Raw genomic sequence first — 24,427 nt, forward strand, 5'->3', positions numbered from 1 at the left:
TGATTTTCGTGCCTGTCGGTGGTCTTCGAAGCGGCGCAACCGCTTGGCCCGCCCTCGCAACCGACACGGCCATTCGCGGCGGGTTCCGCCGATTCCTGGCCAAAGCCCGGGCCGATGCGGTTTCATCGCCATTGGTGACGATCGTCACGCGCGTCGAGGGGAGACCGCAGCGATGGGCGTTTCGCAGTCCTGGGCCGCCACCGCTCTCGAAACGACGATCCCGTCCCTTTTCTCCCGGAATACCAAAGAACATCCGGAACATCCCGCGCTGACCGAACACCGCGGCGGGAGTAGGCGCACCTGGACCTGGGGCCAGGCCGGCGCCGAGGTCGACACCATCGCGGCCGGACTCCGCTCGCTGGGCCTGCAACGCGGTCAGACCATGCTGACCATGATGTCCAACCGCGCCGAGCACTGGCTCGCCGACGTGGCCGCGACGCACCTCGGCGCGGTGCCCGCCACCGTCCACGGCAGCCACGCCAGCGACCACGTGCTGTACCTGGCCAGGCACAGCAGGGCCAGGGTGGTCGTCGTGGAGGGCGCCGACCAGGTGGGGCGCTGGTCGTCGGCGCTGCGCGAGCCGACGGCGATCGAGCACGTCGTGGTCATGGACCGCGAGGCGGTTCCCGCCGGCGAACCACGGTTCCTCACCTGGGAAGCGCTGCTGTCGCTGGGACGGCGGCTGCTGGCCGACGATCCCGGGACCGTGGCCCGGCAGCGGGAGTCACTCACCCCGGACCGGCCCGCCACGATCCTCTACACGACCGAGCGCGCCCGCGAGGACAAGTGCGTGGTGCTGACCCATCGCAACATCGGCTACGCCGCCGCGGCACTGGAGCGCATCACCGGAATTCCCAGGCATGCCAACACGATCTGCTACCGGCCGCTGACCGATGCCGCCGACCGGATGCTCGGCATGTACTCGGCCATCCACAGCGCCGCGCACGTTCACCTGTGCGCCGACGCCGCGCGGGCCGCCGCCGCCCTGCCGGAACTGCGGCCCGCGGCGTTCTTCGGCGCCCCGCGGGTGTGGGAGGAACTGGCGGCGGATGCGGAGTCGGTCGCGCCGCACCGGATGTCCACCGCCCAGGCGCGGCGACGGCTCCGCGCCCGCCTCGGCCTCGGCGAGGTCGTCTGGGCCTCCAGCGGCTCGGCCCCGCTGGAGGCCCGGGTGCTGGAGCTGTTCGCGTCGCTGGGCGTCGACATCCGCCAGAGCTGGGGCACCGCCGAGACCAGCGGCTTCGCCACCGCCAACCACGCGGGCGCCTCGCGGCCCGGCACGGCGGGCCGAGGCATGCCCGGCGTGGAGGTGCGCATCGCCGACGACGGCGAAATCCTGGTGCGGGGCCCGGTCGTCTGCCCCGGACACCTCCAGCCCGACGGCGTGATCAAGCCGGTGACCGACGCCGACGGCTGGCTGCGCACCGGCGACGCGGGCAGCCTCGACGAGGACGGTTTCCTTGTGGTGACCCACCGGGCCCGCCCGGACTGACCCGGCTCAGCCAGGCCGGCCGCCCTGTTCCGCGCTCCGCTCGGCGGAACCGGACTCGCGGGCGAACCGCCGCGGATCACCGGTCAGCGCCAGGCAGACCACGGTGACCAGCGAGCCGACCACCAGGTACGCCGCGATCGGCCACGAGGCACCGCCCGCCGCGCCCAGCAGCGCGGTGGCCACGAACGGCGAGAGGCCGCCGCCGAGCACCGAACCGCTCTGGTAGCCCAGCGACACCCCCGTGTACCGGACCCTGGTGTCGAACAGCTCCGCGCAGAACGCCGCCATGGGGCCGAAAACCGCCGCCGAACCCGCGTAGCCGAGCACCATCGCCAGCACGATCAGCGCGGGTGAACGGGTGTCGAGCAGCCAGAACATCGGGAACGCGTAGAGGGCCAGGAAGATGCCGCCGCCCAGCATCACCCTGGTGCGGCCCAGGACGTCGGAGAGGTGGGCGAAGACCAGGATCCCGATGATCTGCGCGGCCGAACCGGCGAGGCTGCCCGTCAGCATCAGCTCCCTGGACACCCCCAGGGCCTCGATGCCGTAGGACAGCAGGAAGGTCGCCAGGATGAAGATGAAGGTGTTGAACCCGAGGTTCACCCCCGCCGAGAGCAGGATCTGGCGCCAGGAGGTCGCGAACGCGTCGGTGATCGGCAGCCGCGCGCGCTGCCCGTGCTCGCGGATGCGGGCGAACTCCGGCGACTCCGCCAGCCGCAGCCGCACGTACAGCCCGACCCCGACCAGCACCAGGCTCAGCAGGAACGGCACCCGCCAGCCCCAGGTGAGGAACTGGTCGCCGGAGATGGCGGTGGCCGCCGAGAACGCCCCGGTCGCCAGGAACAGCCCGGTCGGGGAGCCGATGAAGGTCCAGCCGCCGTACCAGCCGTGCCGGTTCGGCGGAGCGTGCTCGACGGCCATCAGCACCGCGCCGCCCTGCTCGCCGCCGAGGAAGAACCCCTGGACCACGCGCAGCACCACCAGCGCCAGCGGAGCCCACACACCGACCTGCTCGTAGGTCGGCAGCAGGCCGATCGCCGCGGTGCACACCCCGGTGACGCTGAGCGTGATCACCAGCATCAGCTTGCGGCCGAGCCGGTCGCCGTAGTGGCCGATGACCGCGGCTCCCAGCGGGCGGGCCAGGAACCCCGCGCCGAAGGTCGCGAACGCCAGCAGCACGCCGACCCAGGGATCGCTCGCCGCGAAGAACAGCTTGTTGAACACCACGGCGGCGGCCGTGCCGTAGATGAGGAAGTCGTACAGCTCGATCGTGTTGCCGACCGCGCTGGCGAACGCCGCCCTGCGCACCTCGGCGCCCGACGGGGCGCTCCTCGGTTCGACTGCCATCCGGCCCTCCCGGCCTCGTCCGCCACTCGGCTGCGCCCACAACGATGTCGAGTGCGGGCGCGGTCGTCCACATCGAATTTTCCACACTGCCCCTTCCGGGCGAAGCCTGATCCCGACTCTTGACCACGAATCCCGACGCAGAGTGATGAAAACCGGGATGGGTGAACCTCGTTCAGGTGGACACCCGACGGCTGTTGCCGCATCCAGCGGAATTCCGGCGATAAAGGGGATCGAGTCTTCTCCGCAACCCACAGGAGGAACACGAGATGACCGCAACCCGGCTGATCGGCCACATCGCGTCGGCGGCTCTGGTGACCACCGCAGCCGCTCTCGTCCCGGTGGCGGCGGGTGCCGCCACGATGCCGGTGGTGGCCGCCAGCAGCCTCAACCTCACGGTCACCGGGCAGCCCGGTACCGCGCAGTTCCGCTCCGCCGTGCTCACCTGCGAGCCGACCGGCGGCACGCACCCGAACGCACCCGCCGCCTGCGACAACCTCACCGGCGTCAACGGTGACTTCCAGGAGCTGACCAAGGAGCCGGCGCCCGCGATGTGCACGCTGGACCTCAAGAAGGTCACGCTCCGCGCGACCGGCACCTGGCGGGGCAAGTCGGTGAACTTCGAGCGCGAGTTCGCCAACGTCTGCGTGGCCAAGTCGCACACCGGCGAGGTGTTCTCGTTCTAGCCCGGCGTTCCGCGAGCGGCGTCCGCCGCTCGCGGCGCGGGACCAGCCCGCGCCGCTACGCGAACCACGCGTGAAAGATCCCCGGTCCGCCGCCGGCCCGGCCGTCAGTCGGCGGCCTTCGAGCGCCGGACCACCGGTGGCCGGTCATCCGGCCACCGGACCGGACGCCCCGCGTCCGACCCGGCTCCACCGGGCGGACCGCAGGCGGCGCCCAGAGGCCCCCGCCCGGGCCGGCATCCGACGAGCCGGCCACCGGGCGGGGGCTTTCCGCGACCCCGTCGGGCCTCCGCGACTCGCCCGAATGCCCTCCCGGCGCATTGCGCTGGTCAGCACCGCCGTCCCGGCATTCGGACGCGTTACTGTGGACCCATGGCAGCAGACGGCACCGGCGGCCGCCGCTGGCCGCGGCGGCTCTACGAGGTGGGCGACGAGCCCGACCCCCGGTTCACCCTCGCCAACGAACGCACCTTCCTGGCGTGGATCCGGACCTCGCTGGCGCTGATGGCCGCGGGCGTCGGCGTGGAGGCGCTCAACGCGGTGGCGCACGAAGCGGGAGGTCCACTGAGGACAGCGCTTGCCGTGCTGCTCCTGCTCGGCGGTGTGGCTTGCAGCGCAACGGCTTTCGGCCGCTGGGTCGCGACCGAGCGGGCGATGCGCGCGGGCGACGCGCTCCCCGCGCCGAAACTGGCCCCGCTGCTGGGCTTCGGGCTCACCGCGATCGGCGTCATGGCGTGCGTCCTGCTCTTCGCCACGGGGATCTGACGATGCCGCGGGGAGCCGAGCACCATGTCCGGTGAAGGGCCGGAGGAACCTCGCGGCCCCTGGGACCCCGGCCTCCAGAACGAGCGCACGACGCTGGCCTGGCTGCGCACGATCCTGTCGTTCGCCGTCGGGCTGCTTGTGCTGCTGCGGCTCATCGCCCACAACAGCCTCGCCGCCGCCACCGCGTGCGCCGTGTTCACGCTGCCGCTCTGCGCCGGCATCGCCCTGGTCACCTGGCGCCGGCACCGCCGGACCGAACGCAGCCTGCGCGCGGAGGCCCCGCTGCCGGACGGCATCCTGCCCGCGGCGGTGGCGGTGCTGGCCGTCCTCGGCGGCTGCACGGGCCTGGTGTACGTGCTCACGACCTGAGTCGTCCACAGTGGACAAGGGCTCCGGAGGTGCAGCACCTCCGGAGCCCTGTCAGACGAACACCGCGCTCAGCATTCGATGACGTTGACGGCCAGGCCGCCCCGGGCGGTCTCCTTGTACTTGACCTTCATGTCCCGGCCGGTCTCCCGCATCGTCTTGATCACCTTGTCCAACGACACGAAATGCGCACCATCACCCCGCAGCGCCATCCGCGCCGCCGTGATCGCCTTCACCGACGCCACCGCATTGCGCTCGATGCACGGAATCTGCACCAACCCGCCGATCGGGTCACACGTCAGACCCAGGTTGTGCTCCATCGCGATCTCCGCCGCGTTCTCCACCTGCGCGGGCGTACCGCCCAGCACCTCGGCCAGGCCCGCCGCAGCCATCGAACACGCCGACCCGACCTCGCCCTGGCAGCCCACCTCGGCGCCCGAAATCGACGCGTTCTCCTTGAACAGCACCCCGATCGCGCCCGCCGCCAGCAAGAACCGCACCACACCGTCCTCATCGGCACCCGGCACGAACCGCGTGTAGTAGTGCAGCACCGCGGGCACGATCCCCGCCGCGCCGTTGGTCGGCGCCGTGACCACCCGGCCACCCGCGGCGTTCTCCTCGTTGACCGCCAGTGCGAACAGCGTGACCCACTCCATCGGATCGTCGGCCGCCGTCAGGCTCGACGCCAACGCCGCCGCCCGGCGACGCACCCGCAACCCACCCGGCAGCTCACCGGTGTTGGCGCACCCGTTGGCCACGCACTCGGCCATCACGGCCCAGATGTGCAGCAACTCCTTGCGCACCGCGTCCTCACCGCGCCACGCCAGCTCGTTGGCCAGCATGACCCCGCTGATCGACAGCCCCGACTCCGCGGTGCGCGCCAGCAACCGCTCACCCGTGGTGAACGGCCACGCGACCTCGGTGGCATCCGGCTTGATCCGGTCCGCGCCCGTGGCCTCGTCGTCCACCACGAACCCGCCACCGACCGAATAGAACACCGACGACACCAGCTCGGCACCCGAGCCGTCCCACGCGGTGAACCGCATCCCGTTCGGATGCACCGGCAACGAGCGGCGGCGATGCATCACCAGATCACGATCCACCGAGAACGCGATCTCGCGCGCCCCGTCCAACCGCAACCGGCCCGTCTCACCGATCTCGGCCACCCGCGGCGCCACCGCCGCCGGGTCCACCGACTCCGGCGCATGGCCCTCCAGCCCCAGCAGCACCGCCTTCGGACTGCCATGACCATGCCCCGTGGCACCCAACGACCCGAACAACTCGGCCTTGACCCGGCACACCTCGGACAACCGTCCCGCGGCAGCCAACCGCGCAACGAACATCGCCGCCGCACGCATCGGTCCCACCGTGTGCGAGCTCGACGGTCCGATCCCCACCGAGAAAAGGTCGAAGACGCTGATCGCCATTGATCCGTCCTCCTAGCGCCGTCGTCCGGCTACTCCCCGGTCAGTTCGGCGTACTGCTCGGCGCTGAGCACCTCGCCGGTGCCTGTGGCGCGCACCTCCAGCAGCCAGCCCGCGCCGAACGGCTCGGCGTTGACCTGGGCAGGATCGTCCACCACGGACTCGTTGATCGCCACGACCTCGCCGGTGACCGGCGCGTAGAGGTCGCTGACCGACTTGGTCGACTCCAGCTCACCGCACGTCTGGCCGGCCTCGATCTGCTCGCCGACCGCGGGAAGCTGCACGTAGACGATGTCGCCGAGCGCCTCGGCGGCGTAGGGGGTGATGCCGATGCGGACCACGTCGTCGCGGTCCTCGATCCACTCGTGCTCGCGGGTGTAGCGCAGGTTGGCGGGAAGGGACATGCGGGAGGCTCCGTCGCTGTCGAGGGCATGGCGATGCCCGGGATGGTGTGCCTCCCCCTCTGTTGCGGAACCTGAGAGCTTCACCGCGCCGTCGCGGCTTGCACCGTGGGTGCGGCGTCGGAACGCACGCTTTCCAGAGTCGCCTCGCCCGGACGGTCATGGGTGCCTGAGAGTTTGCGGGGAGTCTTGCTCCTTCGGCGCCCTGTTCTGCTGCTCGCGCGGCAGCGCAGGGGCTCTCCCGCCCGGGGTCTGCGGCCGGTATGCGGTTGTGGGTGTACCGACACGAACCATAAACGGAGCTGCCGAGCTGTCAATGGCTCCCCCACGGCCGGGCGCCCCGCGTGCGCGGCCGACCACCCGCCGGCGAGCGTGTTTAGGCTGGGAAGACGCTGGGGCCCCAACGAGGAGGCTGGTGATGCTGGACATCCGGGCGGTGATCGAGCGGGTCGGGCCGACGCTGTTGCGAACCGTGATCCTGCCCGGTTCCACCGACTGCGTCGGCGACGTCGTGATCGCCGAACCCGACCAGCCGCTGACGGTCGCCGAAGGAGACCTGGTGCTCGGCGTGGCCGTGGGCGACCGCGACGCGGCCGTGCGCCTGACGCGCGAGTGCGGCGCGCAGGGTGCGGCCGCGGTCCTGCTCAAGCCGCCTCTTTGCGGGGACCCGGCCGTCCTCACCACCGCGGAGGACACCGGGCTCGCGCTGGTGGAGGTGCGGCCGGGCACGGCGTGGGCGCAGCTGGTGTGGCTGATCCGGGCCGCGCTGGCGGGCACGGCGGTGGAGGACACCGACACCCGAAGCCCCGGTCTGGGCGACCTGTTCAAGCTGGCCGACGCCGTGGCCGACGTGGTCGACGCCCCGGTGACCATCGAGGACGCGCACTCCCAGGTGCTGGCGTACTCGGCGCGCCAGGACCTGACCGACCCGGCCCGGGTGTCGACGATCATGGGCCGCAAGCAGCCCGACGACGTGCTCGCCAAGTTCCGCGCGCGCGGCACGTTCCGGCAGCTCAGCAAGGGCAGTTCGGCGATCTTCGTGCCCGGTCAGCAGGACGGCACGCTGCCCAGGCTGGTGGTGCCGATCCGGATGGGCGGCGAGCTGCTGGGGTCGATGTGGGCGGTGGTGCCCGGCGAGGTCTCCGTGGAGCGCTCGACGGCCTTCGCCGACACCGCCCCGCTGGTCGCGCTGCAACTGCTGCGCTGGCGGGCCGTCGCCGACGCGGAGCGGCAGCGCTCGGCCGACCAGGTGCGCCAGCTGCTGGAGGGCGGCGACCGCTGGCGGGTCGCCGCGAGCGAGCTGGGGGTCTCGCACGACCCGCACCGGGTGGCCGCGATCGAGGTCAGCACGTCGGCCGAGGAGGCTGAGGGGCACCGGCTGGCGATGTGGGAGTGGATCACCCGCGGCGTCGGTCGCAGGCCGCTGGTGACCGAGGTCGGCAACGTCCTCTACGCGCTCGTGCCCGACCGGCCGGGGGCTGGCGGCTGGCCGGTGCTGCGCGACGCGCTGACCGCGGCCGAAGGCCAGGCGAAACCGCTGGTGGCGGTGGGTACGGCGGTCGGCGTCGCGGACCTGCACCGGTCGCGGTCGGAGGCCGACGAGCTGCTCGCCCTGCTGCGCGCGGGGCAGGTGCCCGACCGGCTCGCGGTGTACGAGGACCTCTGGCACCTGCTGGTGCTCAACCGGATGGCGGGCACCGCCACCGACGCCGGGGTCGGCTCGCTGGGGCCGCTGCCGTTGTTGCGGGAGCACGACCGCTCGCAGGGCACCGAGTACCTGAACACGCTGCACGCCTGGCTGCGCCACCCCGGCGACCCGCGCACGGCCAGCCACGACCTGCGCGTGCACCCGAACACCTTCCGGTACCGGATGAAGCGGATCACCCAGCTCGTCGACGTCGACCTCGACGACCCCGACGTCCGGTCCGCCCTGCTCGTGCAGCTCCTCGCCGCGCGGTGGGCCCGCCAGCGCTAGCCACCCGCACGGGTGAAACCGGGGCGACGTCGTCCCGAACCCGCCCTCCATCGGCGAAGGAGCACCGCGCACTCGCGGTGCGAGCACGGACCGCGCATCCCGCACGAACCGTGATCGGCGGCAGGGCGCTGCGGAGCACCGTTGTGCCCGCGGCACAAACCCACCTGGGCAATCTCATCTGCGCGGAATGATGCGAGCCCGGCGACGGCGGCGGATCGTGATGCGCAACAGACCGAGAAAGGATTGCGCCGTGAAGATCGCAGTTCCGCGCGAGATCAAGAACAACGAGTACCGGGTCGCGATCACGCCGGCCGGCGTGCACGAATTCACCAGCCGCGGCCACGAGGTCTTCGTCGAGGCGCAGGCGGGTGCCGGGTCGTCCATCCCCGACGAGGACTACCTCGCCGCAGGCGCGAAGGTCCTGCCGACCGCCGACGAGGTGTGGGCCGAGGGCCAGCTCGTCCTCAAGGTCAAGGAGCCCATCGCCGAGGAGTACCCGCGGCTGCGCCGCGACCAGGTGCTGTTCACCTACCTGCACCTGGCGGCTTCCTCGGAGCTGACCGAGGCCATGCTCGCCTCCGGCGTCACCGGCATCGCCTACGAGACCGTGCAGAGCGGCAACGGCAGCCTGCCGCTGCTGGCGCCGATGAGCGAGGTCGCCGGGCGGCTGGCGCCGCAGATGGGCGCCTACGCGCTGATGCGCCCGAGCGGCGGCCGCGGCGTCCTGCCGGGCGGTGTGCCGGGTGTGCACCCGGCCCGCGTCGTGGTGATCGGCGGCGGTGTCGCCGGCCTGAACGCGGCCAGCGTCGCGCTGGGCATGGGTGCCGACGTGGAGCTGCTCGACACCAACGTCGACAAGCTGCGCGAGATCGACCGCGACTTCCGCGGCCAGATCCGCACCGTGGCGTCCAACCGCTACACGGTCGAGCAGGCCGTCCGCGCCGCCGATCTGGTGATCGGCGCGGTGCTGATCCCGGGTGCGAAGGCCCCGAAGCTGGTCTCCAACCACCTGGTCTCGGAGATGAAGCCGGGCAGCGTGCTGGTGGACATCGCCATCGACCAGGGCGGCTGCTTCGCCGACTCGCGTCCCACGACGCACGACGACCCGACCTACCGCGTGCACGACTCGGTCTTCTACTGCGTGGCGAACATGCCGGGCGCGGTCCCGAACACCTCGACGCACGCGCTGACCAACGTGACGCTGCCGTACGCGCTGCGCATCGCCGACAACGGGTGGCAGAACGCCTGCCGCGCGGACCAGGCGCTGGCGCTGGGCGTCAACACCCACGACGGCAAGCTGGTCAACCAGCCGGTCGCCGAGGCCCACGGCCTGTCCTCCGCCTCGCTGGACGACGTCCTGAGCTGACTCCGGGCCGATTCCGACCCCGACCGCGCGTGGTTCCGCGCCCCGTCCGGAACCACGCGCGGTCGCGCGTCCGGAGAACGTCGACGGCGATCACTCAGCGCTACCGCGCCGGTCGCCGGAACCTCTCGCCAGCACACCCGGCGAATCCCGGGTGAAAAGGACCGAACACGACCGCATGCGGGCACGTGGTGGGCCGTGAGCCGGAGTGGATCGGGGGCCGAGCAGACCAACGCATGTTGGGGCGGCCCGCTCAACCAGCCTGGGGGTCACCGGGAGCAGGCCGCCACTCACAGTGTAGGACACGATCGGCTGTTTGCCGACGACTGGAGCAATGTCATTCCGGCGATTTCACCCGGAATCGATAACCACCCGATGGGATGAAGGTCGCACGTCACCCGTGCAGGCGTCCTCGCCGACTGCCGATGTCCCCCTTCGGAGTAAATCCCGCGGGTCCGGCGGGTCGGTTCCCACCGATCAGGTGGGGCCGACTGGTCCGGCCCGGTGATGAGGCATCACCAACGTGGATTACGACGGTGGGAGACCAGCGATGGACATCGCAATCCGGCACGCGGTCCTGGACCGGCTCGACGCGCTGGACCGGGTAGCCGCCAACGGCGACCCGGCGGCGCTGCTGCCGGTGGCGCGCAACGAGCTGCACCGGCTCTCGGAAGCCCTGCGGGCGCTGCTCAAGGCGCACCGGCCCGACCACGACGGCAGGTGCCCGACCTGCCCCGGTCTGCTGCGCGGAAGGCAGTGGCCGTGCGCGGTGTGGCTGACCGCGCACCGCTGCCTGCTCGGCGACCAGACCGACCTGGCCCCGGCCGTGCTGCACTGGAAGCTGCGCGGCCGTCCGCCGGCCGAGCCGGCCGAGGTGGGCGAGGTGGGCGAGGTGGCCGTTTCCGCCACCGTGATCACCTCCGACTCCGGCCGAGGGCCGGGCGACTGGGACACCGAGGAGTTCGCGCTGGACGAGGCCGCTGCCGGAGAGCTCCGGGGGCACCCTCCGGCGGGCGGGCATCTGGAAACCGACCACTCCAGGATCTACCGGGCCTCGGTCAGCGAGCGGCCGATCCGCTGGCCCACCACCCACACCACGTAGGCCCCCCGCACCGCGGGACGGGCGGTGGATCGCCGGTGTTCCGCACAACTCCTCCCATCCCACCCACCTGTCTGCGGCAGGATGGGTGACGGCCGACCGCCAACCGCGACGATGGAGGAGCGTGTGCACGACGGCAGTGGCCGGATCATCGCGCAGGACCTCAGCAAGAGCTTCGGACCGATCCACGCGGTCCAGGACCTCGGCTTCACCGTGCACCCGGGCGCGGTGACCGGGTTCCTCGGTCCGAACGGGTCCGGCAAGACGACCACCCTGCGCATGATCCTCGGCCTGGTCACACCCACGAGCGGCACCGCGACGATCAACGGGGTGCCGTTCCACCGGCTCCCGCGCCCGGGCACCGTGGTCGGTGCCGTGCTGGAGGCGCAGAGCTTCCACCCCGGCCGCAGCGCCCGCGACCACCTGCGCTGCTACGCGGCGGCGATGGGACTGCCCGACCGGCAGGCCGACCAGGCGTTGGAGCTGGTCGGCCTCTCCAGCGCGGCCCGGCGCGGTGCGGGCGGGTTCTCGCTCGGCATGCGCCAGCGCCTGGCGCTGGCGACCGCGCTGCTGGGAGACCCTCAGATCCTGGTTCTCGACGAGCCGTCCAACGGCCTGGACCCCGAGGGCATCGCGTGGCTGCGCGGCTTCCTGCGCTCGTTCGCCGCGACCGGGCGCACCGTGCTGGTCTCCAGCCACCTGCTGCGGGAGATGGAGCACACCGTCGACCACGTCGTGATCGTCAGCCGCGGCCAGTGCGTCTACAACGGCCACCTCGACGAGCTGCGCGCGGCGCAGCGCTCCCGGGTGCTGGTGCAGGCCGCCGATCCGGCGTCCCTGGTGCCCGCGCTGGAACAGCACGGACTGTCTGCCGAGTACCTGCAGGACGGCAGGCTCGCCATCACCGGCGCCGACTCCAGGGCGGTCGCGGACCTGGCGCTGGAGGCCGGCGTCGCGCTCTACGGCATGCAGGACGAGCAGGTCGATCTCGAGCAGCTCTTCTTCCAGCTCACCAGCGGCCAGTACGCCGGGGCGCAGGCGCCGCCCGGGAACTGGGCGCCACCGGCCGTCGGCCACCAGCACCACGGTGGCTTCGGGGGTGGTCGCTGATGGCCGCGCTGATCAGGGCGGAGCTGCGCAAGATCTTCTCCGTGAACCTGTGGTGGGCGTTGCTGCTGCCGGTCGCGGTGCTGAGCTTCGGCGCGGGCTGGCTGGGCACCGCGTTCGGCACCGTCGCCTCGCTGGAGCAGGAGATCGGGGGCCCGCTGCCGCTGGGCCTGCTCACCGTCTCGATGTCGACCAACTTCAGCACCGTGTTCGCGGCGCTGTTCGGCGGCCTGGCGGTATCCGGGGAGTATCGGACCCGCAGCATCACCACCACCTACCTGACGGCGAACCCGCGCGGCGCGGTGCTGGGCGCCAAGCTCGTCACCTACGCCGCGATGGGGGTGCTCTTCGGTCTGGTCAACGTGCTGTTTTCCAGCGCGGGCGGGCTCGTCGGGGCGGGCCTCGACGGCTTCGGCGACCCCGGGGACTGGTTCACCGTCGGCGGCGCCGGGCTGCTGGCGATGGTCCTGTGGACGCTGCTCGGCGTCGGGTTCGGCGCGCTGGTGTCCAGTCCGGTGGTCGTCATCATCACGCTGCTGGTCTACAAGTTCGTCTTCGAGTTCATCGTCTCCACCGCGATGGTCGGCGCCACCTTCGACATCGGGCCCTACCTGCCGGGCGCGGCGGGCAACGGCATCGTCGGCAACCTCGCGGTGCCGATCTTCATCGCCGCGGCGGCCGGACCGCACGAGGCGGAGACGCCGAAGGAGGTCTTCCAGGTGCTGCACTTCATCTTCGGCGGCACCTACGACCACCCGTGGTGGGCCAGCCTGCTCACCTTCTGCGGCTACACCGCGGTGTTCTGCGTCGCCGGATGGCTGGTCAGCCGCAGGCGGGACATCACGTGACCGCCGGCTGAGCGGACGGAGGCCGGGGCCGCCTCGGTGGCCCCGGCCTCCGCATCCCCACGCCGGCCTGGACGTACCCCGACGTCAGCCCAGGCCGTCAGATGCGGGCCGCACCGCCGTCAGCGGGCGGGCACCGCGACGTCGTCGGCGACCGGGGCCTGCTCGACCGGAGCGCCCGGCTGGGCGGGGTCGCGCGGCACCACGACGTCCGCCGGGTCTCCCGGCTGCGCGGGCTGCGCCGGGAGCGCCGGCACCACGGGAAGCGCCGGGAGGCCCGGGAGCGCGGGCACCCCGGGAAGCGCCGGAACAGGGGGATCGACGGGGTGGCCCGGGACGTGGGGCACGCCGGGCGGCGCCGGGACAGTGATCGCGTGGTCGTTGCCGGGGTCCAGCGGGATCAGCGGGAGCTGCTCCCCCTCGGCGAACGCGGCGGCGCCTCCCGAGAGGCCCAGCGCGGCCACGGCGCACCCGACGATGGCGATGCGGCGAACTCGCATGCTGCTTCCTTTCTCGCCGCCGGGGCGATTCCCCGGCTGATCACGACCCTGCCGCCGGGGACCTGAAGGGACCCTGAACGAACCTGAAGGCTCCTTCAGGTTCGCCTGGCACACTCCGGCCTCATGCGCGTGCTGGTGGTCGAGGACGAGGTCCGCCTGGCGGCGGCGATCAGGTCCGGGCTGGACGCCGAGGGGTTCGTCGTCGACGCCGTGCACGACGGCACGGAGGGTCTGCGGCAGGCCACGGCCCGGGACTACGACGTGATCGTGCTGGACATCCTGCTGCCGGGGATCAACGGCTACCAGGTCTGCTCCCGGTTGCGGGAGCGCGGCGTCTGGACGCCGATTCTGATGCTGACCGCCAAGGACGGCGAGTACGACGAGGCCGACGCCCTCGACGTCGGCGCCGACGACTACGTGAGCAAGCCGTTCTCCTTCGTCGTGCTGGTGGCCCGGCTGCGCGCGCTGGTGCGGCGAGGCGGCAAGCCGCGTCCGGCCGCGCTGCGGGTCGACGACCTCCACCTCGACCCGGCCACCGGGATCTGCCGCCGCGGCGGCCAGGAGATCGCGCTGACCGCCAAGGAGTTCACCGTGCTCGAGCTGCTCGCCCGCAGGCACGGCCAAGTGGTGTCCAAGCGCGAGATCCTGGCGGGCTGCTGGGACTTCGCCTACGAGGGCGACCCCAACGTGGTCGAGGTCCACATCAGCGCGCTACGACGCAAGATCGACGCCCCCTTCGACCGGCGGAGCATCCGCACCGTGCGCGGCATGGGCTACCGCCTGACATCGGAGCGCGGTCGTGGCTGAGCGGCGCACCCGCGGCCCGGGGCGGTGGTCGCGGCTGTCGGTCCGGGCGCGGGCGACCGCCACCGCCACCGCGGTGGTCGCCCTGGCGCTGCTGGCGACCTCGCTGCTGCTCGTCGACCAGTTGCAGCGCCACCTCACCGACGAGGCCGAACGAGTGCTGCACCAGCAGGTCACCCAGGTCGCCACCCAGCTCCGGGAGGCCCGGCCGGGCGTGCTGGTGCAGCCGTTGCAGGCGACGACGCTGCGGGTGCAGTCGCCCGACGGCGAACTGCTGGCCGCCACACCGGCGCAGGTCGCGTTGCCCGCGGTGCCCGGCACACCTCCCGCACCCGAGGCCGTGCCGGCCATCCCTCCCGAATCCGCCGCCGGGACGCCCGCCGCACCGCCGGAAGGCGTGCCCATCGCGGCCAGGACGGTGAGCACGACCGTCGACACCCCGGAAGGTCCCCGGGTGGTCAGCGCCTCCTCGACCCTGGACTCGGTGCGCGAGGCCACCGGCGCGGCGGTGCGCGGACTGCTGCTGGCGATGCCCGCGCTGCTGCTGCTGGTCGCCGTGATCACCTGGTTCGCCACCGGCCGGGCGCTGCGTCCGGTGGAGTCGATCCGCCGCGAGTTCGCCGAGATCACCACGCACGACCTGCACCGCAGGGTGCCGGTGCCCGACACCCGCGACGAGGTCGCTGAACTGGCTCGCACGATGAACGGCACGCTGGACCGGCTCGACCGCTCGGTCGCGATGCAGCGGCAGTTCATCGCCGACGCCTCGCACGAGCTGCGCAGTCCCCTCGCGACCGTGCGAACACCGCTGGAGGTGGCCGCGCGGCGCCCCGAACGCGCGAACTGGCCCTCGGTGACAGCCGACGCGCTGGGCGATCTCGACCGCTTGCAGGCATTGACCTCCGACCTCCTGCTGCTCGCACGCCTGGACGCCGGATCGCCCGCACGGTCTGTCCTGCTCGACCTGGCCGACCTGGTCCGCGCCGAGGTCGGCAGGCGATCCGGGCCGGTCGTGCTGGACACCGCTGAGCCGGTGCGGGTGCGCGGCAACCGCGCCCAGCTCACCCGCCTGCTCACCAATCTGCTCGACAACGCCGAGCGGCACGCCGTGGACGCGGTCCGCGTGGCCGTGCGGCCGCGGGGCCGGTGGGCCGTGCTGGAGGTGGCCGACGACGGACCGGGAATCCCGCCCGCCGACCGCGAGAAGGTGTTCCAGCGCTTCACGCGGCTCGACGACGCGCGAGGCCGCGACGACGGCGGCAGCGGGCTGGGACTGCCGATCTCGCGCGAGATCGCCGCGGCCCACGGCGGGACGCTGGAAGCCGAAGACTCCGAGAGCGGCGCGTGCCTGGTCGCACGACTGCCGCGGGACACCGTGGCGCAAACCTGAGGGCCCTGTCTTGATCTTCCAAGCGGCGCAGCCGCTTGGAACCGCTACCCGAAGTGAGCCGAAAACGGGCACTGAACCCTGTGCCCGCAGTCACTCCGCAGGACCGGAAACCGGTGCGGCGTCAGTGGTTCGACCTAACCTGGCGTGGTGAGCGACTCCCCCCGATCCGCCAACGGCGGTTGGATCCGCCGGCTTGCCTCCGCCTGCTGGCGCCACCCCGTCTCGGCGACGCTGGCCATCACCGCGTCGGTCACCGCCGTCGGCCTGGAAGCGCTGGTACCGCTGCTGACCAAGGTCGCGGTGGACGACGCGGTCGCGGGCACGACGGCGCGGCTGTGGTGGGTCGTGGCGGGGCTGCTCGGGCTGGGGCTGTTCCGCTTCGCCGCCGCCTTCGTGCGCCGCTACAGCGCGGGGCGCCTCGCCCTGGACGTGCAGCACGACCTGCGCCGCGCGGTGTTCGCGTCCGTGCAGCGGCTCGACGGCGGCAAGCAGGACGCGCTGCGCACCGGCCAGGTGGTGTCGCGCTCGATCACCGACCTGCAACTGGTCAACGGGCTGCTGTCGATGTTCCCGCTCGCCGCGGGCACCGTGGTGCTCGCGCTGTTCGCGATCGCGGCGATGCTGTGGCTGTCGCCGCTGCTGACGGTGGTGGCGCTGGTCATCACGCCGCTGATCGCGGTGGTGTCGGCGCGCAGCAAGAAGCGGCTATACCCGGCGACGTGGTCGGCCCAGCAGCGCGCCGCCGACATCGCCCAGCACGTCGAGGAGTCCGTCACCGGCGTCCGGGTGGTGAAGGGCTTCGGCCAGGAGGCCCGCGAGGTGGCGCGGCTGGAGAGCGGCGCGCGCAAGCTTTTCGCCGAACGGCTGCGCAGCGCCCGCCTGACCTCCCTGCCGCAGGCGACGCTGACCGCGCTGCCGGTCTCCGGGCAGGTCGGGGTGCTCGGCCTCGGCGGATGGATGGTGATGCAGGGCCAGGTGAGCATCGGCACCTTCGTGGCCTTCGCCGGGTACGTGACGATGCTGGCCGGGCCCGCGCGGATGATCGCGAGCACGGTCATCCAGGGGCAGCTCGTGCGTGCGGGCGCCGAACGGATCAACGAGCTGATCGACTCGCAGCCGGAGGTGCAGGACAAGCCGGACGCGGTGGCTCTGCCGGAGGGTCCGCTCGAGGTGGAGCTCGAAGGCGTCTCGTTCGGCTACACCCGCAACCAGCCGGTGCTGCGCGAGGCGACGCTGCGCGTGCGGCCGGGCGAGACGGTCGCGCTGGTCGGCCCGGCCGGTTCGGGCAAGTCGACGGTGTCGATGCTGCTGCCACGCTTCTACGACGTGCACGAGGGCGCGGTGCGGATCGGCCAGGTGGGCAAGGAGCCGCTGGACATCCGCGACCTGCGGCTGGACTCGCTGCGCTCGGCGGTGGGGGTGGTTTTCGAGGAGGCGTTCCTGTTCTCCGACACCATCCGCGGCAACATCGCCTACGGCATGCCCGACGCGTCCGACGAGGCGGTGCTCGCAGCCGCGCGGGCGGCCGAGGCGCACGACTTCATCACCGCGCTGCCCGACGGCTACGACACGCTGGTCGGCGAGCGCGGGCTGACGCTTTCCGGCGGCCAGCGGCAGCGGGTGGCGCTGGCCAGGGCGCTGCTGTCGGACCCGCGCGTCCTGGTGCTCGACGACGCGACCTCAGCCGTGGACCCGACCACCGAGGCCGCCATCCACGACACGCTGCGCTCGGTGACCGCCCAGCGCACGACGCTGCTGGTCGCGCACCGCCGCTCGACGCTGGCGCTGGCCGACCGGATCGCGGTGCTCGACGAGGGCCGGGTCGTCGACATCGGCACCCAGGAGGAGCTGGAGGAGCGCTGCGAGCTGTTCCGCTCGCTGCTGGCCGGGCCCGGCGATTCGATCGACAACCGCTGCGACCGCGCGGACCGCGGCGAGGGCATCACCCCGGAGCTGTGGCCGCAGGTCGAGCGCGACGAGCTCGCCGCGGACGCCCCCGGCGGCACACCACCCACCCCGGAGCTGGTCGAAGGGCTGCGCAAGCTGCCCGCGGCCACCGCCCGGCCCCGGCTGACCGGCGTGGACCCGACCGCGCCGGACCCGGAGTTCCGGCTGGCCCGGTTGTTCCGGCCGATCCGCTGGGGCCTGCTGCTGACCGTGCTGCTGGTCGCCGCCGACGCGGCGGCGCTGATCGCGCTGCCGACGCTGGTCCGCCAAGGCGTCGACGGCGGCGTGGTCGCAGGCGACCTGGGGGCGCTGTGGACGGCGACCGCGGTGGCGGCGGCCGTGGTCGCGGCGGGCTGGCTGGTCGTGAAGGTGCAGACCGTGGTGACCGCGCGGACCGGCGAGACCCTGCTCTACCTGCTGCGGCTGCGCAGCTTCGCCCACCTGCAACGGCTCGGGCTCGACTACTACGAGCGCGAGCTGGGCGGCCGGATCATGACCCGGATGACCACCGACGTCGACGCCCTGTCGACGTTCCTGCAGACCGGACTGGCCACCGCGGTGGTCAGCGTGCTCACCATCGTCGGCATCGCCGTCACCCTGCTGGTCACCGACTTCTCGCTGGCGCTGGTGGCGTTGTCGGTGCTGCCGGTGCTGGTGGTGGCCACGGTGATCTTCCGGCGGGTCTCCTCGGTGGCCTACGCCGAGGCCCGCGAGCGGGTCAGCACGGTCAACGCCGACATGCAGGAGAACGTCTCCGGCCTGCGGGTCGCCCAGGCCCACCGCCGGGAGCGGCACTCGGCGAAGGTCTTCGCGCGCCGCAGCGACGCCTACCGGCGCTCGCGGCTGCGCGCCCAGCGCTACATCGCGACCTACTTCCCGTTCGTCGCGCTGCTGTCGGAGGTCGCGCAGGCCATGGTGCTGGGCGTGGGCGCGTCCCGGGTCGCCGCGGGCGGCCTCTCGGCAGGCGTGCTGGTCGCGTTCCTGCTCTACCTGGGGCTGTTCTTCTCCCCGGTCCAGCAGCTCTCCGGCGTCTTCGACAGCTACCAGCAGGCGCGGGTCGGCCTGCGCCGCATCGGCGACCTGCTGCGCACGCCGACGTCGGTGCCGCAGGCGGCAGAGCCCGCCGCGGTGCCCGAGCGGCTGACCGGCGAGGTCGAGCTGCGCTCGGTGACCTTCCGCTACCCCGGCACCGAGCGGCCCGCGCTGCACGACGTGTCGCTGCGGGTCGCCCCCGGCGAGACCGTCGCGCTGGTCGGCGCCACCGGAGCGGGCAAGTCGACGCTGGTCAAGCTCCTCGCCCGGTTCTACGACGTCACCGAGGGCGCGGTGCTGGTCGACGGGGTCGACGTGCGCTCCTACGACCTGACCGGCTTCCACCACCGGCTGGCGGTGGTCCCGCAGGAGGGCCACCTGTTCACCGGGGACATCGCCGCCAACATCGCCTACGGGCGGCCCGGCGCCGAGCCGGAGGAGATCGAGGCCGCCGCGCGCTCGGTCGGCGCGCTGCCCGGGATCGCGATGCTGCCCGACGGGTTCCGCCAGCAGGTCGGCGAGCGCGGGCGGGGGCTGTCGGCGGGGCAGCGCCAGCTCGTCGCGCTCGCCCGCGCCGAACTGGTCTCCCCCGACCTGCTGCTGCTCGACGAGGCCACCGCCGCCCTGGACCCGGCGACCGAGTCGATGGTGGTGACCGCCAGCGACCAGCTGGCGGCCAAGCGGACCACGTTCGTCGTGGCGCACCGGCTGGCCACCGCGGCCCGCGCCGACCGGATCCTGGTGGTCGACGGCGGCCGCATCACCGAGGAGGGCACCCACGAGGAGCTGCTGGCGCTCGGCGGCCGCTACCGGCGGCTGTGGAGCGACACCGACACCGAACACGCAGGCGCGGCTCCGGAGAGTCACCAACCGTCCGGATAACGGGACGAATCGGTCCGGGATCCAGGAACAACCGGCCGAGGAGAAACGTCATACTGGAGCAGGACGACAACTCGTATGGAGTAGTGCCAGGCAGCGGCAGCCGGGCGGCAGGCCCGGGGCGGCGCATCGTACGCGAGGGCAGTGATCGTGCTCAGGAGCCGGGCGGGCGTGTTCGACGCCACGAGGCGTTTCCTTAACGATTCTGTGACCATCTTCGCTAGCAGAACGACCGCACTGTGTGCCAACCACGCGAAACGGACCGCTAGCCTGGTACCCGAGTGTGTGTAAATCACGAGCAGATGGATCGAGGCGAACGCCAGCCGTGTCCAGCAGCAGCCCTGCGTCACAGTTCGGCCCCAATGAGTGGTTGATCGAGGAAATGTACGAGCAGTTCCTGCACGATCCCACCTCCGTAGACTCGGCGTGGCACGAATTCTTCGCCGACTACAAGCCGGGCCAGGCCACTGAAACCACCGCAGCCGCGACCGGTTCTGCAGCGGCCCCGAAGGCGACGGCCACCGCGGCACGCGTGGTCGAGACCAACGGGCAGACCCCGCCCCCGTCCGCCACCGCACCGAGCAAGCCCAAGCCCGCCGAGCCCAAGCCCTCCCCGCAGGAGGCCGCCAAGGCCGCTCCCGTCAAGGAGGCCCCCGCGGGCGAGCAGGCCAAGCCGCTGCGCGGCGCCGCGGCCGCGATCGCCAAGAACATGGAGCAGTCGCTCACCGTGCCGACCGCGACCAGCGTGCGCGCGGTGCCGGCCAAGCTGCTCTTCGACAACCGCATCGTCGTCAACAACCACCTCAAGCGGAACAAGGGCGGGAAGGTCTCCTTCACGCACCTGATCGGCTACGCGCTGATCAGGGCGCTCAGAAGCCACCCCGACATGAACCGCCACTACGGCGAGGACGCCAAGGGCAAGCCCGCCGTGGTCACCCCCGAGCACGTCAACCTCGGCCTGGCGATCGACATGCCGGCCAAGGACGGCTCGCGCAGCCTGGTGGTCGCCTCCATCAAGGGCTGCGAGGAGATGACCTTCCAGCAGTTCTGGCAGGCCTACGAGGACATCATCCGCAAGGCCCGCAACAGCGCGCTGACCGCCGACGACTTCTCCGGCACGACCATCTCGCTGACCAACCCCGGCCCCAGCGGCACCAACCACTCGGTGCCGAGGCTGACCAAGGGCCAGAGCGCGATCATCGGCGTCGGCGCCATGGACTACCCCGCCGAGTTCCAGGGCGCCAGCGAGCAGGCGCTGGTCGACATGGGGATCAGCAAGATCGTGACGCTGACCTCCACCTACGACCACCGCGTCATCCAGGGCGCGGAGTCCGGTGACTTCCTGCGCACCGTGCACCAGCTGCTGCTCGGCGAGAACGGGTTCTACGACGACATCTTCACGTCGCTGCGGATCCCCTACGAGCCGGTCCGCTGGACCCGCGACATCCCCGAGGGCGCGGTCGACAAGACCGCCCGGGTGCTGGAGCTGATCGACGCCTACCGCACCCGCGGCCACCTGATGGCCGACATCGACCCGCTGAACTACCGCCAGCGCCGCCACGAGGACCTCGACGTCCTCTCCCACAGCCTGACCCTGTGGGACCTGGACCGGACCTTCGCCGTCGGCGGCTTCGCCGGCAAGGAGCGGATGAAGCTGCGCGACGTGCTCGGCGTGCTGCGCGACTCGTACTGCCGCACCGTCGGCGTCGAGTACATGCACATCCTCGAGCCCGACGAGCGCGAGTGGCTGCAGGGCCGGGTCGAGAAGCCGCACACCAAGCCGGACTCGACCGAGCAGAAGTACATCCTGTCCAAGCTCAACGCCGCCGAGGCGTTCGAGACCTTCCTGCAGACCAAGTACGTCGGCCAGAAGCGCTTCTCGCTGGAGGGCGCCGAGACCGTCGTGCCGCTGCTGGACGCGGTGCTCGACACCGCCGCGGCCTCCGAGCTGGACGAGGTCGTCATCGGCATGCCGCACCGCGGCCGCCTCAACGTGCTGGCCAACATCGTCGGCAAGCCGATCTCGCAGATCTTCCGCGAGTTCGAGGGCAACCTCGACCCGGGCCAGGCGCACGGCTCCGGCGACGTGAAGTACCACCTCGGCGCCGAGGGCAAGTACTTCCGGATGTTCGGCGACGGCGAGACCAAGGTGTCGCTGACCTCCAACCCCTCGCACCTGGAGGCCGTGGACCCGGTGCTGGAGGGCATCGTCCGCGCCAAGCAGGACATCCTGGACAAGGGCCAGGAGGGCTTCACGGTGCTGCCGGTGCTGCTGCACGGCGACGCCGCGTTCGCCGGTCAGGGCGTGGTCGCCGAGACGCTGAACCTGTCGCTGCTGCGCGGCTACCGCACCGGCGGCACGGTCCACGTGATCGTCAACAACCAGGTCGGCTACACCACCGCCCCGGAGCACTCGCGCTCGAGCAAGTACTCCACCGACGTGGCGAAGATGATCGGCGCGCCGGTCTTCCACGTCAACGGTGACGACCCCGAGGCCTGCGTCTGGGTCGCCAAGCTGGCCGTGGAGTACCGCCAGGCGTTCGGCAAGGACGTGGTGATCGACATGGTCTGCTACCGCCGCCGGGGCCACAACGAGGGCGACGACCCGTCCATGACGCAGCCGTCGATGTACGACGCGATCGACAAGATGCGCAGCGTCCGCAAGACCTACACCGAGGCCCTCATCGGCCGCGGCGACATCACGGTCGACGAGGCGGAGAAGGCGCTCAAGGACTACGCCAGCCAGCTGGAGCACGTGTTCAACGAGGTCCGCGAGCTGGAGAAGCACCCGCCGGAGCCCAGCCCGTCGGTGGAGTCCGAGCAGGTGGTCCCGCAGGGACTGGCCACCGCGATCCCGGTCGGCACGCTCAAGCGGATCGCCGACGCGCAGGTCAACATGCCCGAGGGCTTCACCCCGCACTCGCGGGTCAAGCCGGTGCTGGAGCGCCGCGCGAAGATGGCCACCGAGGGCGGCATCGACTGGGCGTTCGGCGAGCTGCTCGCGCTCGGCTCGCTGGCCATGGAGGGCCGCCCGGTCCGCCTGACCGGCCAGGACAGCCGCCGCGGCACGTTCGGCCAGCGGCACTCGGTGCTCATCGACCGCAAGACCGGGGCCGAGCACACGCCGCTGCAGAACCTGAGCGAGGACCAGGCGAAGTTCCTGGTCTACGACTCGGCGCTGTCGGAGTTCGCGGCGATGGGCTTCGAGTACGGCTACTCGGTGGCCAACCCCGACGCCCTGGTGCTGTGGGAGGCGCAGTTCGGCGACTTCTTCAATGGCGCGCAGTCGATCATCGACGAGTTCATCTCGTCCGGTGAGGCCAAGTGGGGCCAGCGCTCCGACGTCGTGCTGCTGCTGCCGCACGGCCACGAGGGCCAGGGCCCGGACCACAGCTCGGCCCGCATCGAGCGGTGGCTGCAGCTGTGCGCCGAGGGGTCGATGACCGTGGCGATGCCGTCGACGCCCGCGAACTACTTCCACCTGCTGCGCCGCCACGCGCTGGACGGCATCCACCGGCCGCTGGTCGTCTTCACCCCGAAGTCGATGCTGCGGCTCAAGGCGGCCACCAGCCCGGTCGAGGACTTCACCGAGGGCAAGTTCACCTCGGTGATCGACGACCCGACGCAGCCGGACCCGGCCTCGGTGCGCCGCGTGGTGCTGTGCACCGGCAAGCTCTACTACGAGCTGGCCGCCGAGAAGGCCAAGCAGGGCCACGACGACACCGCGGTGGTCCGGCTGGAGCAGCTCTACCCGCTGCCGCACCGCAAGCTCGGCAGGCTGCTGGAGCGCTATTCCAACGCCACCGACGTCCGGTGGGTGCAGGAGGAGCCGGCGAACCAGGGTGCCTGGCCGTTCCTGGGCCTGGCGCTGCCGGAGCTGTTCCCGGAGCGCCTGGCGGGCCTGCGCCGCGTGTCGCGGCGGCCGATGGCCGCCCCGGCGACCGGTATGGCCAAGGTGCACGAGGTCGAGCAGGCCGAGGTCGTGCAGGGCGCCTTCGCCTGATCGCTGACCGCTGCTGGAAGGGCCGCCGGTTCCCACGGGGACCGGCGGCCCTTCCGCTTGCGCGGCGGTTTCGCCGTGGCGCGGCTCGCGGTCGCGGGCACGACAACCCGTCCGTTATCGGATGGGGGACGTCGTCGTGATCAGGAAGCGGCACGGTGGTCATTCGAGGCGGCCGCGAGGCCGGCTCGCCAGTTCCTCCCGGCCCATCGCGGCGCGAGCGCGTCGCGATGCGCCCACGCGCCGGCCCCACCCACCGGCGCGTTCCGGCGGCGGCCGTCGGCGAACGTCGGCACCGCTCCACAGCGGACGGAGGCGACGTGCAGGATCCCGACGAGTGGCGGGCCAAGGGCGTGCACTGGCACGCCTACTCCGAGTCGCGTGACAGCAGCTCGACGTCGGCGGGCAGCAGGCGCCTCGACCGGCTTCGGCAGGCCCCGCAGGCGGTGCTGCTGACACCGGAGGAAGTCACCGACTGGATCGCGGAGATGGTGCGCGAGCACGCCCACCGCCGCCACGTCCGCCTCATCGGGCCGCGCGGCGGCACCGGCCACATCGGCGACGACGGCCACATCGAGCACGACGTGCACCAGAACCTCGACGTCGCCTGCCGGGGCGACTCTCTCTACGTCGACATCGCCCGCGAGAACGACCGCCTGCACCTGTGGGCCGAGGCGGTGACGCCCGACGACTGCGCCGCCGACCGCCACGACGAGGACGGTGGCTGATCAGCGCGGGCCTGCATGGGCACGAGCCGGTCGGGTCGGCGCCTGTGACCTGAACGGGCCGGGGCTTGGCGTGCCGGCCGTCATCAGCCCCGTCAGCTGCCGGTCAGTCGTCGTCGGCGTCGTCGCGGGCCAGGAAGGTCGCCAGCCGCTCGGCGGCGTCCTCGAACTCGGGGTTGAGGTCGACGAAGGCACGCATCCGGTCGGCGACCCACGCCAGGGTCACCGCATCATCACCGCGACGCTCTTCGAGTTCCTCAATGCCACGGTCGGTGAAGTACACCGG

19 protein-coding genes and 1 riboswitch are annotated in these 24,427 nt (G+C 72.0%); of the genes, 14 read left to right on the plus strand and 5 right to left on the minus strand.

The window, feature by feature from the left end:
* Window positions 1–172 precede the first annotated feature (172 nt).
* Complete coding sequence (locus HUO13_RS31930; protein ID WP_211898632.1) at window positions 173–1,492, plus strand: AMP-binding protein; 1,320 nt, start codon at window positions 173–175, stop codon at window positions 1,490–1,492.
* A gap of 6 nt (window positions 1,493–1,498) precedes the next feature.
* Here HUO13_RS31930 and HUO13_RS31935 read toward each other — a convergent pair whose 3' ends face one another.
* Window positions 1,499–2,839: an MFS transporter gene (locus HUO13_RS31935; RefSeq protein WP_211898633.1), complete on the minus strand. Its 1,341-nt coding sequence runs from the start codon at window positions 2,837–2,839 to the stop codon at window positions 1,499–1,501.
* A 266-nt stretch (window positions 2,840–3,105) separates the two neighbouring features.
* Here HUO13_RS31935 and HUO13_RS31940 point away from each other — a divergent pair, with 266 nt between their 5' ends.
* From HUO13_RS31940 to HUO13_RS31950, 3 genes are all read left to right on the plus strand, one after another.
* On the plus strand, window positions 3,106–3,522 hold the full coding sequence (locus HUO13_RS31940) for a subtilase-type protease inhibitor (protein ID WP_211898634.1): 417 nt from the start codon (window positions 3,106–3,108) through the stop codon (window positions 3,520–3,522).
* A 369-nt stretch (window positions 3,523–3,891) separates the two neighbouring features.
* A complete protein-coding gene (locus tag HUO13_RS31945; RefSeq protein WP_211898635.1) occupies window positions 3,892–4,284 on the plus strand; it encodes a YidH family protein in 393 nt (130 codons plus the stop codon).
* Between the two features lie 24 nt (window positions 4,285–4,308).
* Window positions 4,309–4,653 (plus strand): YidH family protein, encoded by a 345-nt coding sequence (locus HUO13_RS31950; RefSeq protein ID WP_211898636.1) that lies wholly within the window; start codon window positions 4,309–4,311, stop codon window positions 4,651–4,653.
* A 68-nt stretch (window positions 4,654–4,721) separates the two neighbouring features.
* Here the strand turns inward: HUO13_RS31950 and HUO13_RS31955 are convergent, their stop codons facing one another.
* Both HUO13_RS31955 and gcvH read right to left on the minus strand, forming a co-directional pair.
* Complete coding sequence (locus tag HUO13_RS31955) at window positions 4,722–6,077, minus strand: L-serine ammonia-lyase (RefSeq protein ID WP_211898637.1); 1,356 nt, start codon at window positions 6,075–6,077, stop codon at window positions 4,722–4,724.
* 29 nt (window positions 6,078–6,106) lie between these two features.
* Window positions 6,107–6,478, minus strand: coding sequence for a glycine cleavage system protein GcvH (gene gcvH, locus HUO13_RS31960; RefSeq protein ID WP_211898638.1), 372 nt, complete (start codon window positions 6,476–6,478; stop codon window positions 6,107–6,109).
* 143 nt (window positions 6,479–6,621) lie between these two features.
* Window positions 6,622–6,729, minus strand: a riboswitch (glycine riboswitch).
* A gap of 164 nt (window positions 6,730–6,893) precedes the next feature.
* Between gcvH and HUO13_RS31965 the strand changes: the two genes are divergently transcribed.
* The 5 genes from HUO13_RS31965 (at window position 6,894) to HUO13_RS31985 (ending at window position 12,867) form a co-directional block, all read left to right on the plus strand.
* The gene (locus HUO13_RS31965) at window positions 6,894–8,450 is read left to right on the plus strand and encodes a PucR family transcriptional regulator (RefSeq protein ID WP_211898639.1); all 1,557 of its coding nucleotides are present in this window, start codon (window positions 6,894–6,896) and stop codon (window positions 8,448–8,450) included.
* 250 nt (window positions 8,451–8,700) lie between these two features.
* Complete coding sequence (gene ald, locus HUO13_RS31970; RefSeq protein WP_211898640.1) at window positions 8,701–9,816, plus strand: alanine dehydrogenase; 1,116 nt, start codon at window positions 8,701–8,703, stop codon at window positions 9,814–9,816.
* 547 nt (window positions 9,817–10,363) lie between these two features.
* On the plus strand, window positions 10,364–10,915 hold the full coding sequence (locus HUO13_RS31975; RefSeq protein ID WP_211898641.1) for a hypothetical protein: 552 nt from the start codon (window positions 10,364–10,366) through the stop codon (window positions 10,913–10,915).
* Between the two features lie 123 nt (window positions 10,916–11,038).
* On the plus strand, window positions 11,039–12,022 hold the full coding sequence (locus HUO13_RS31980) for an ABC transporter ATP-binding protein (protein ID WP_211898642.1): 984 nt from the start codon (window positions 11,039–11,041) through the stop codon (window positions 12,020–12,022).
* The gene (locus HUO13_RS31985; protein WP_211898643.1) at window positions 12,022–12,867 is read left to right on the plus strand and encodes an ABC transporter permease; all 846 of its coding nucleotides are present in this window, start codon (window positions 12,022–12,024) and stop codon (window positions 12,865–12,867) included. Before HUO13_RS31980 ends, HUO13_RS31985 begins: the two co-directional genes overlap by 1 nt.
* Before the next feature lie 119 nt (window positions 12,868–12,986).
* On the opposite strand, the gene HUO13_RS31990 is transcribed toward HUO13_RS31985, so the two are convergent.
* The gene (locus tag HUO13_RS31990; protein WP_211898644.1) at window positions 12,987–13,364 is read right to left on the minus strand and encodes a hypothetical protein; all 378 of its coding nucleotides are present in this window, start codon (window positions 13,362–13,364) and stop codon (window positions 12,987–12,989) included.
* Window positions 13,365–13,487: 123 nt separating this feature from the next.
* On the opposite strand from HUO13_RS31990, the gene HUO13_RS31995 reads away from it, so the two are divergent.
* The 5 genes from HUO13_RS31995 (at window position 13,488) to HUO13_RS32015 (ending at window position 24,144) form a co-directional block, all read left to right on the plus strand.
* The gene (locus tag HUO13_RS31995) at window positions 13,488–14,171 is read left to right on the plus strand and encodes a response regulator transcription factor (protein ID WP_211898645.1); all 684 of its coding nucleotides are present in this window, start codon (window positions 13,488–13,490) and stop codon (window positions 14,169–14,171) included.
* The gene (locus HUO13_RS37880) at window positions 14,164–15,558 is read left to right on the plus strand and encodes a sensor histidine kinase (RefSeq protein WP_249124227.1); all 1,395 of its coding nucleotides are present in this window, start codon (window positions 14,164–14,166) and stop codon (window positions 15,556–15,558) included. Before HUO13_RS31995 ends, HUO13_RS37880 begins: the two co-directional genes overlap by 8 nt.
* Before the next feature lie 144 nt (window positions 15,559–15,702).
* A complete protein-coding gene (locus HUO13_RS32005; protein WP_211898646.1) occupies window positions 15,703–19,419 on the plus strand; it encodes an ABC transporter ATP-binding protein in 3,717 nt (1,238 codons plus the stop codon).
* Between the two features lie 322 nt (window positions 19,420–19,741).
* Window positions 19,742–23,419, plus strand: coding sequence for a multifunctional oxoglutarate decarboxylase/oxoglutarate dehydrogenase thiamine pyrophosphate-binding subunit/dihydrolipoyllysine-residue succinyltransferase subunit (locus HUO13_RS32010; protein WP_211898647.1), 3,678 nt, complete (start codon window positions 19,742–19,744; stop codon window positions 23,417–23,419).
* A 317-nt stretch (window positions 23,420–23,736) separates the two neighbouring features.
* Complete coding sequence (locus tag HUO13_RS32015; protein ID WP_211898648.1) at window positions 23,737–24,144, plus strand: hypothetical protein; 408 nt, start codon at window positions 23,737–23,739, stop codon at window positions 24,142–24,144.
* A gap of 103 nt (window positions 24,145–24,247) precedes the next feature.
* Here the strand turns inward: HUO13_RS32015 and HUO13_RS32020 are convergent, their stop codons facing one another.
* Window positions 24,248–24,424 (minus strand): DUF6104 family protein, encoded by a 177-nt coding sequence (locus tag HUO13_RS32020; protein ID WP_211898649.1) that lies wholly within the window; start codon window positions 24,422–24,424, stop codon window positions 24,248–24,250.
* Window positions 24,425–24,427: the final 3 nt, after the last annotated feature.

This window comes from Saccharopolyspora erythraea (assembly GCF_018141105.1).
Classification (GTDB): Bacteria; Actinomycetota; Actinomycetes; order Mycobacteriales; family Pseudonocardiaceae; genus Saccharopolyspora_D; species Saccharopolyspora_D erythraea_A.

Coding starts and splice junctions, on each gene's coding strand:
- HUO13_RS31965 (WP_211898639.1), top strand. CDS start 6,894: ATGCTGGACATCCGGGCGGTGATCGAGCGGGTCGGGCCGACGCTGTTG.
- gcvH (WP_211898638.1), bottom strand. CDS start 6,478: ATGTCCCTTCCCGCCAACCTGCGCTACACCCGCGAGCACGAGTGGATC.
- HUO13_RS31950 (WP_211898636.1), top strand. CDS start 4,309: ATGTCCGGTGAAGGGCCGGAGGAACCTCGCGGCCCCTGGGACCCCGGC.
- HUO13_RS31940 (WP_211898634.1), top strand. CDS start 3,106: ATGACCGCAACCCGGCTGATCGGCCACATCGCGTCGGCGGCTCTGGTG.
- HUO13_RS31985 (WP_211898643.1), top strand. CDS start 12,022: ATGGCCGCGCTGATCAGGGCGGAGCTGCGCAAGATCTTCTCCGTGAAC.
- HUO13_RS31935 (WP_211898633.1), bottom strand. CDS start 2,839: ATGGCAGTCGAACCGAGGAGCGCCCCGTCGGGCGCCGAGGTGCGCAGG.
- HUO13_RS31995 (WP_211898645.1), top strand. CDS start 13,488: ATGCGCGTGCTGGTGGTCGAGGACGAGGTCCGCCTGGCGGCGGCGATC.
- HUO13_RS31990 (WP_211898644.1), bottom strand. CDS start 13,364: ATGCGAGTTCGCCGCATCGCCATCGTCGGGTGCGCCGTGGCCGCGCTG.
- HUO13_RS31945 (WP_211898635.1), top strand. CDS start 3,892: ATGGCAGCAGACGGCACCGGCGGCCGCCGCTGGCCGCGGCGGCTCTAC.
- HUO13_RS31975 (WP_211898641.1), top strand. CDS start 10,364: ATGGACATCGCAATCCGGCACGCGGTCCTGGACCGGCTCGACGCGCTG.
- HUO13_RS31930 (WP_211898632.1), top strand. CDS start 173: ATGGGCGTTTCGCAGTCCTGGGCCGCCACCGCTCTCGAAACGACGATC.
- HUO13_RS31955 (WP_211898637.1), bottom strand. CDS start 6,077: ATGGCGATCAGCGTCTTCGACCTTTTCTCGGTGGGGATCGGACCGTCG.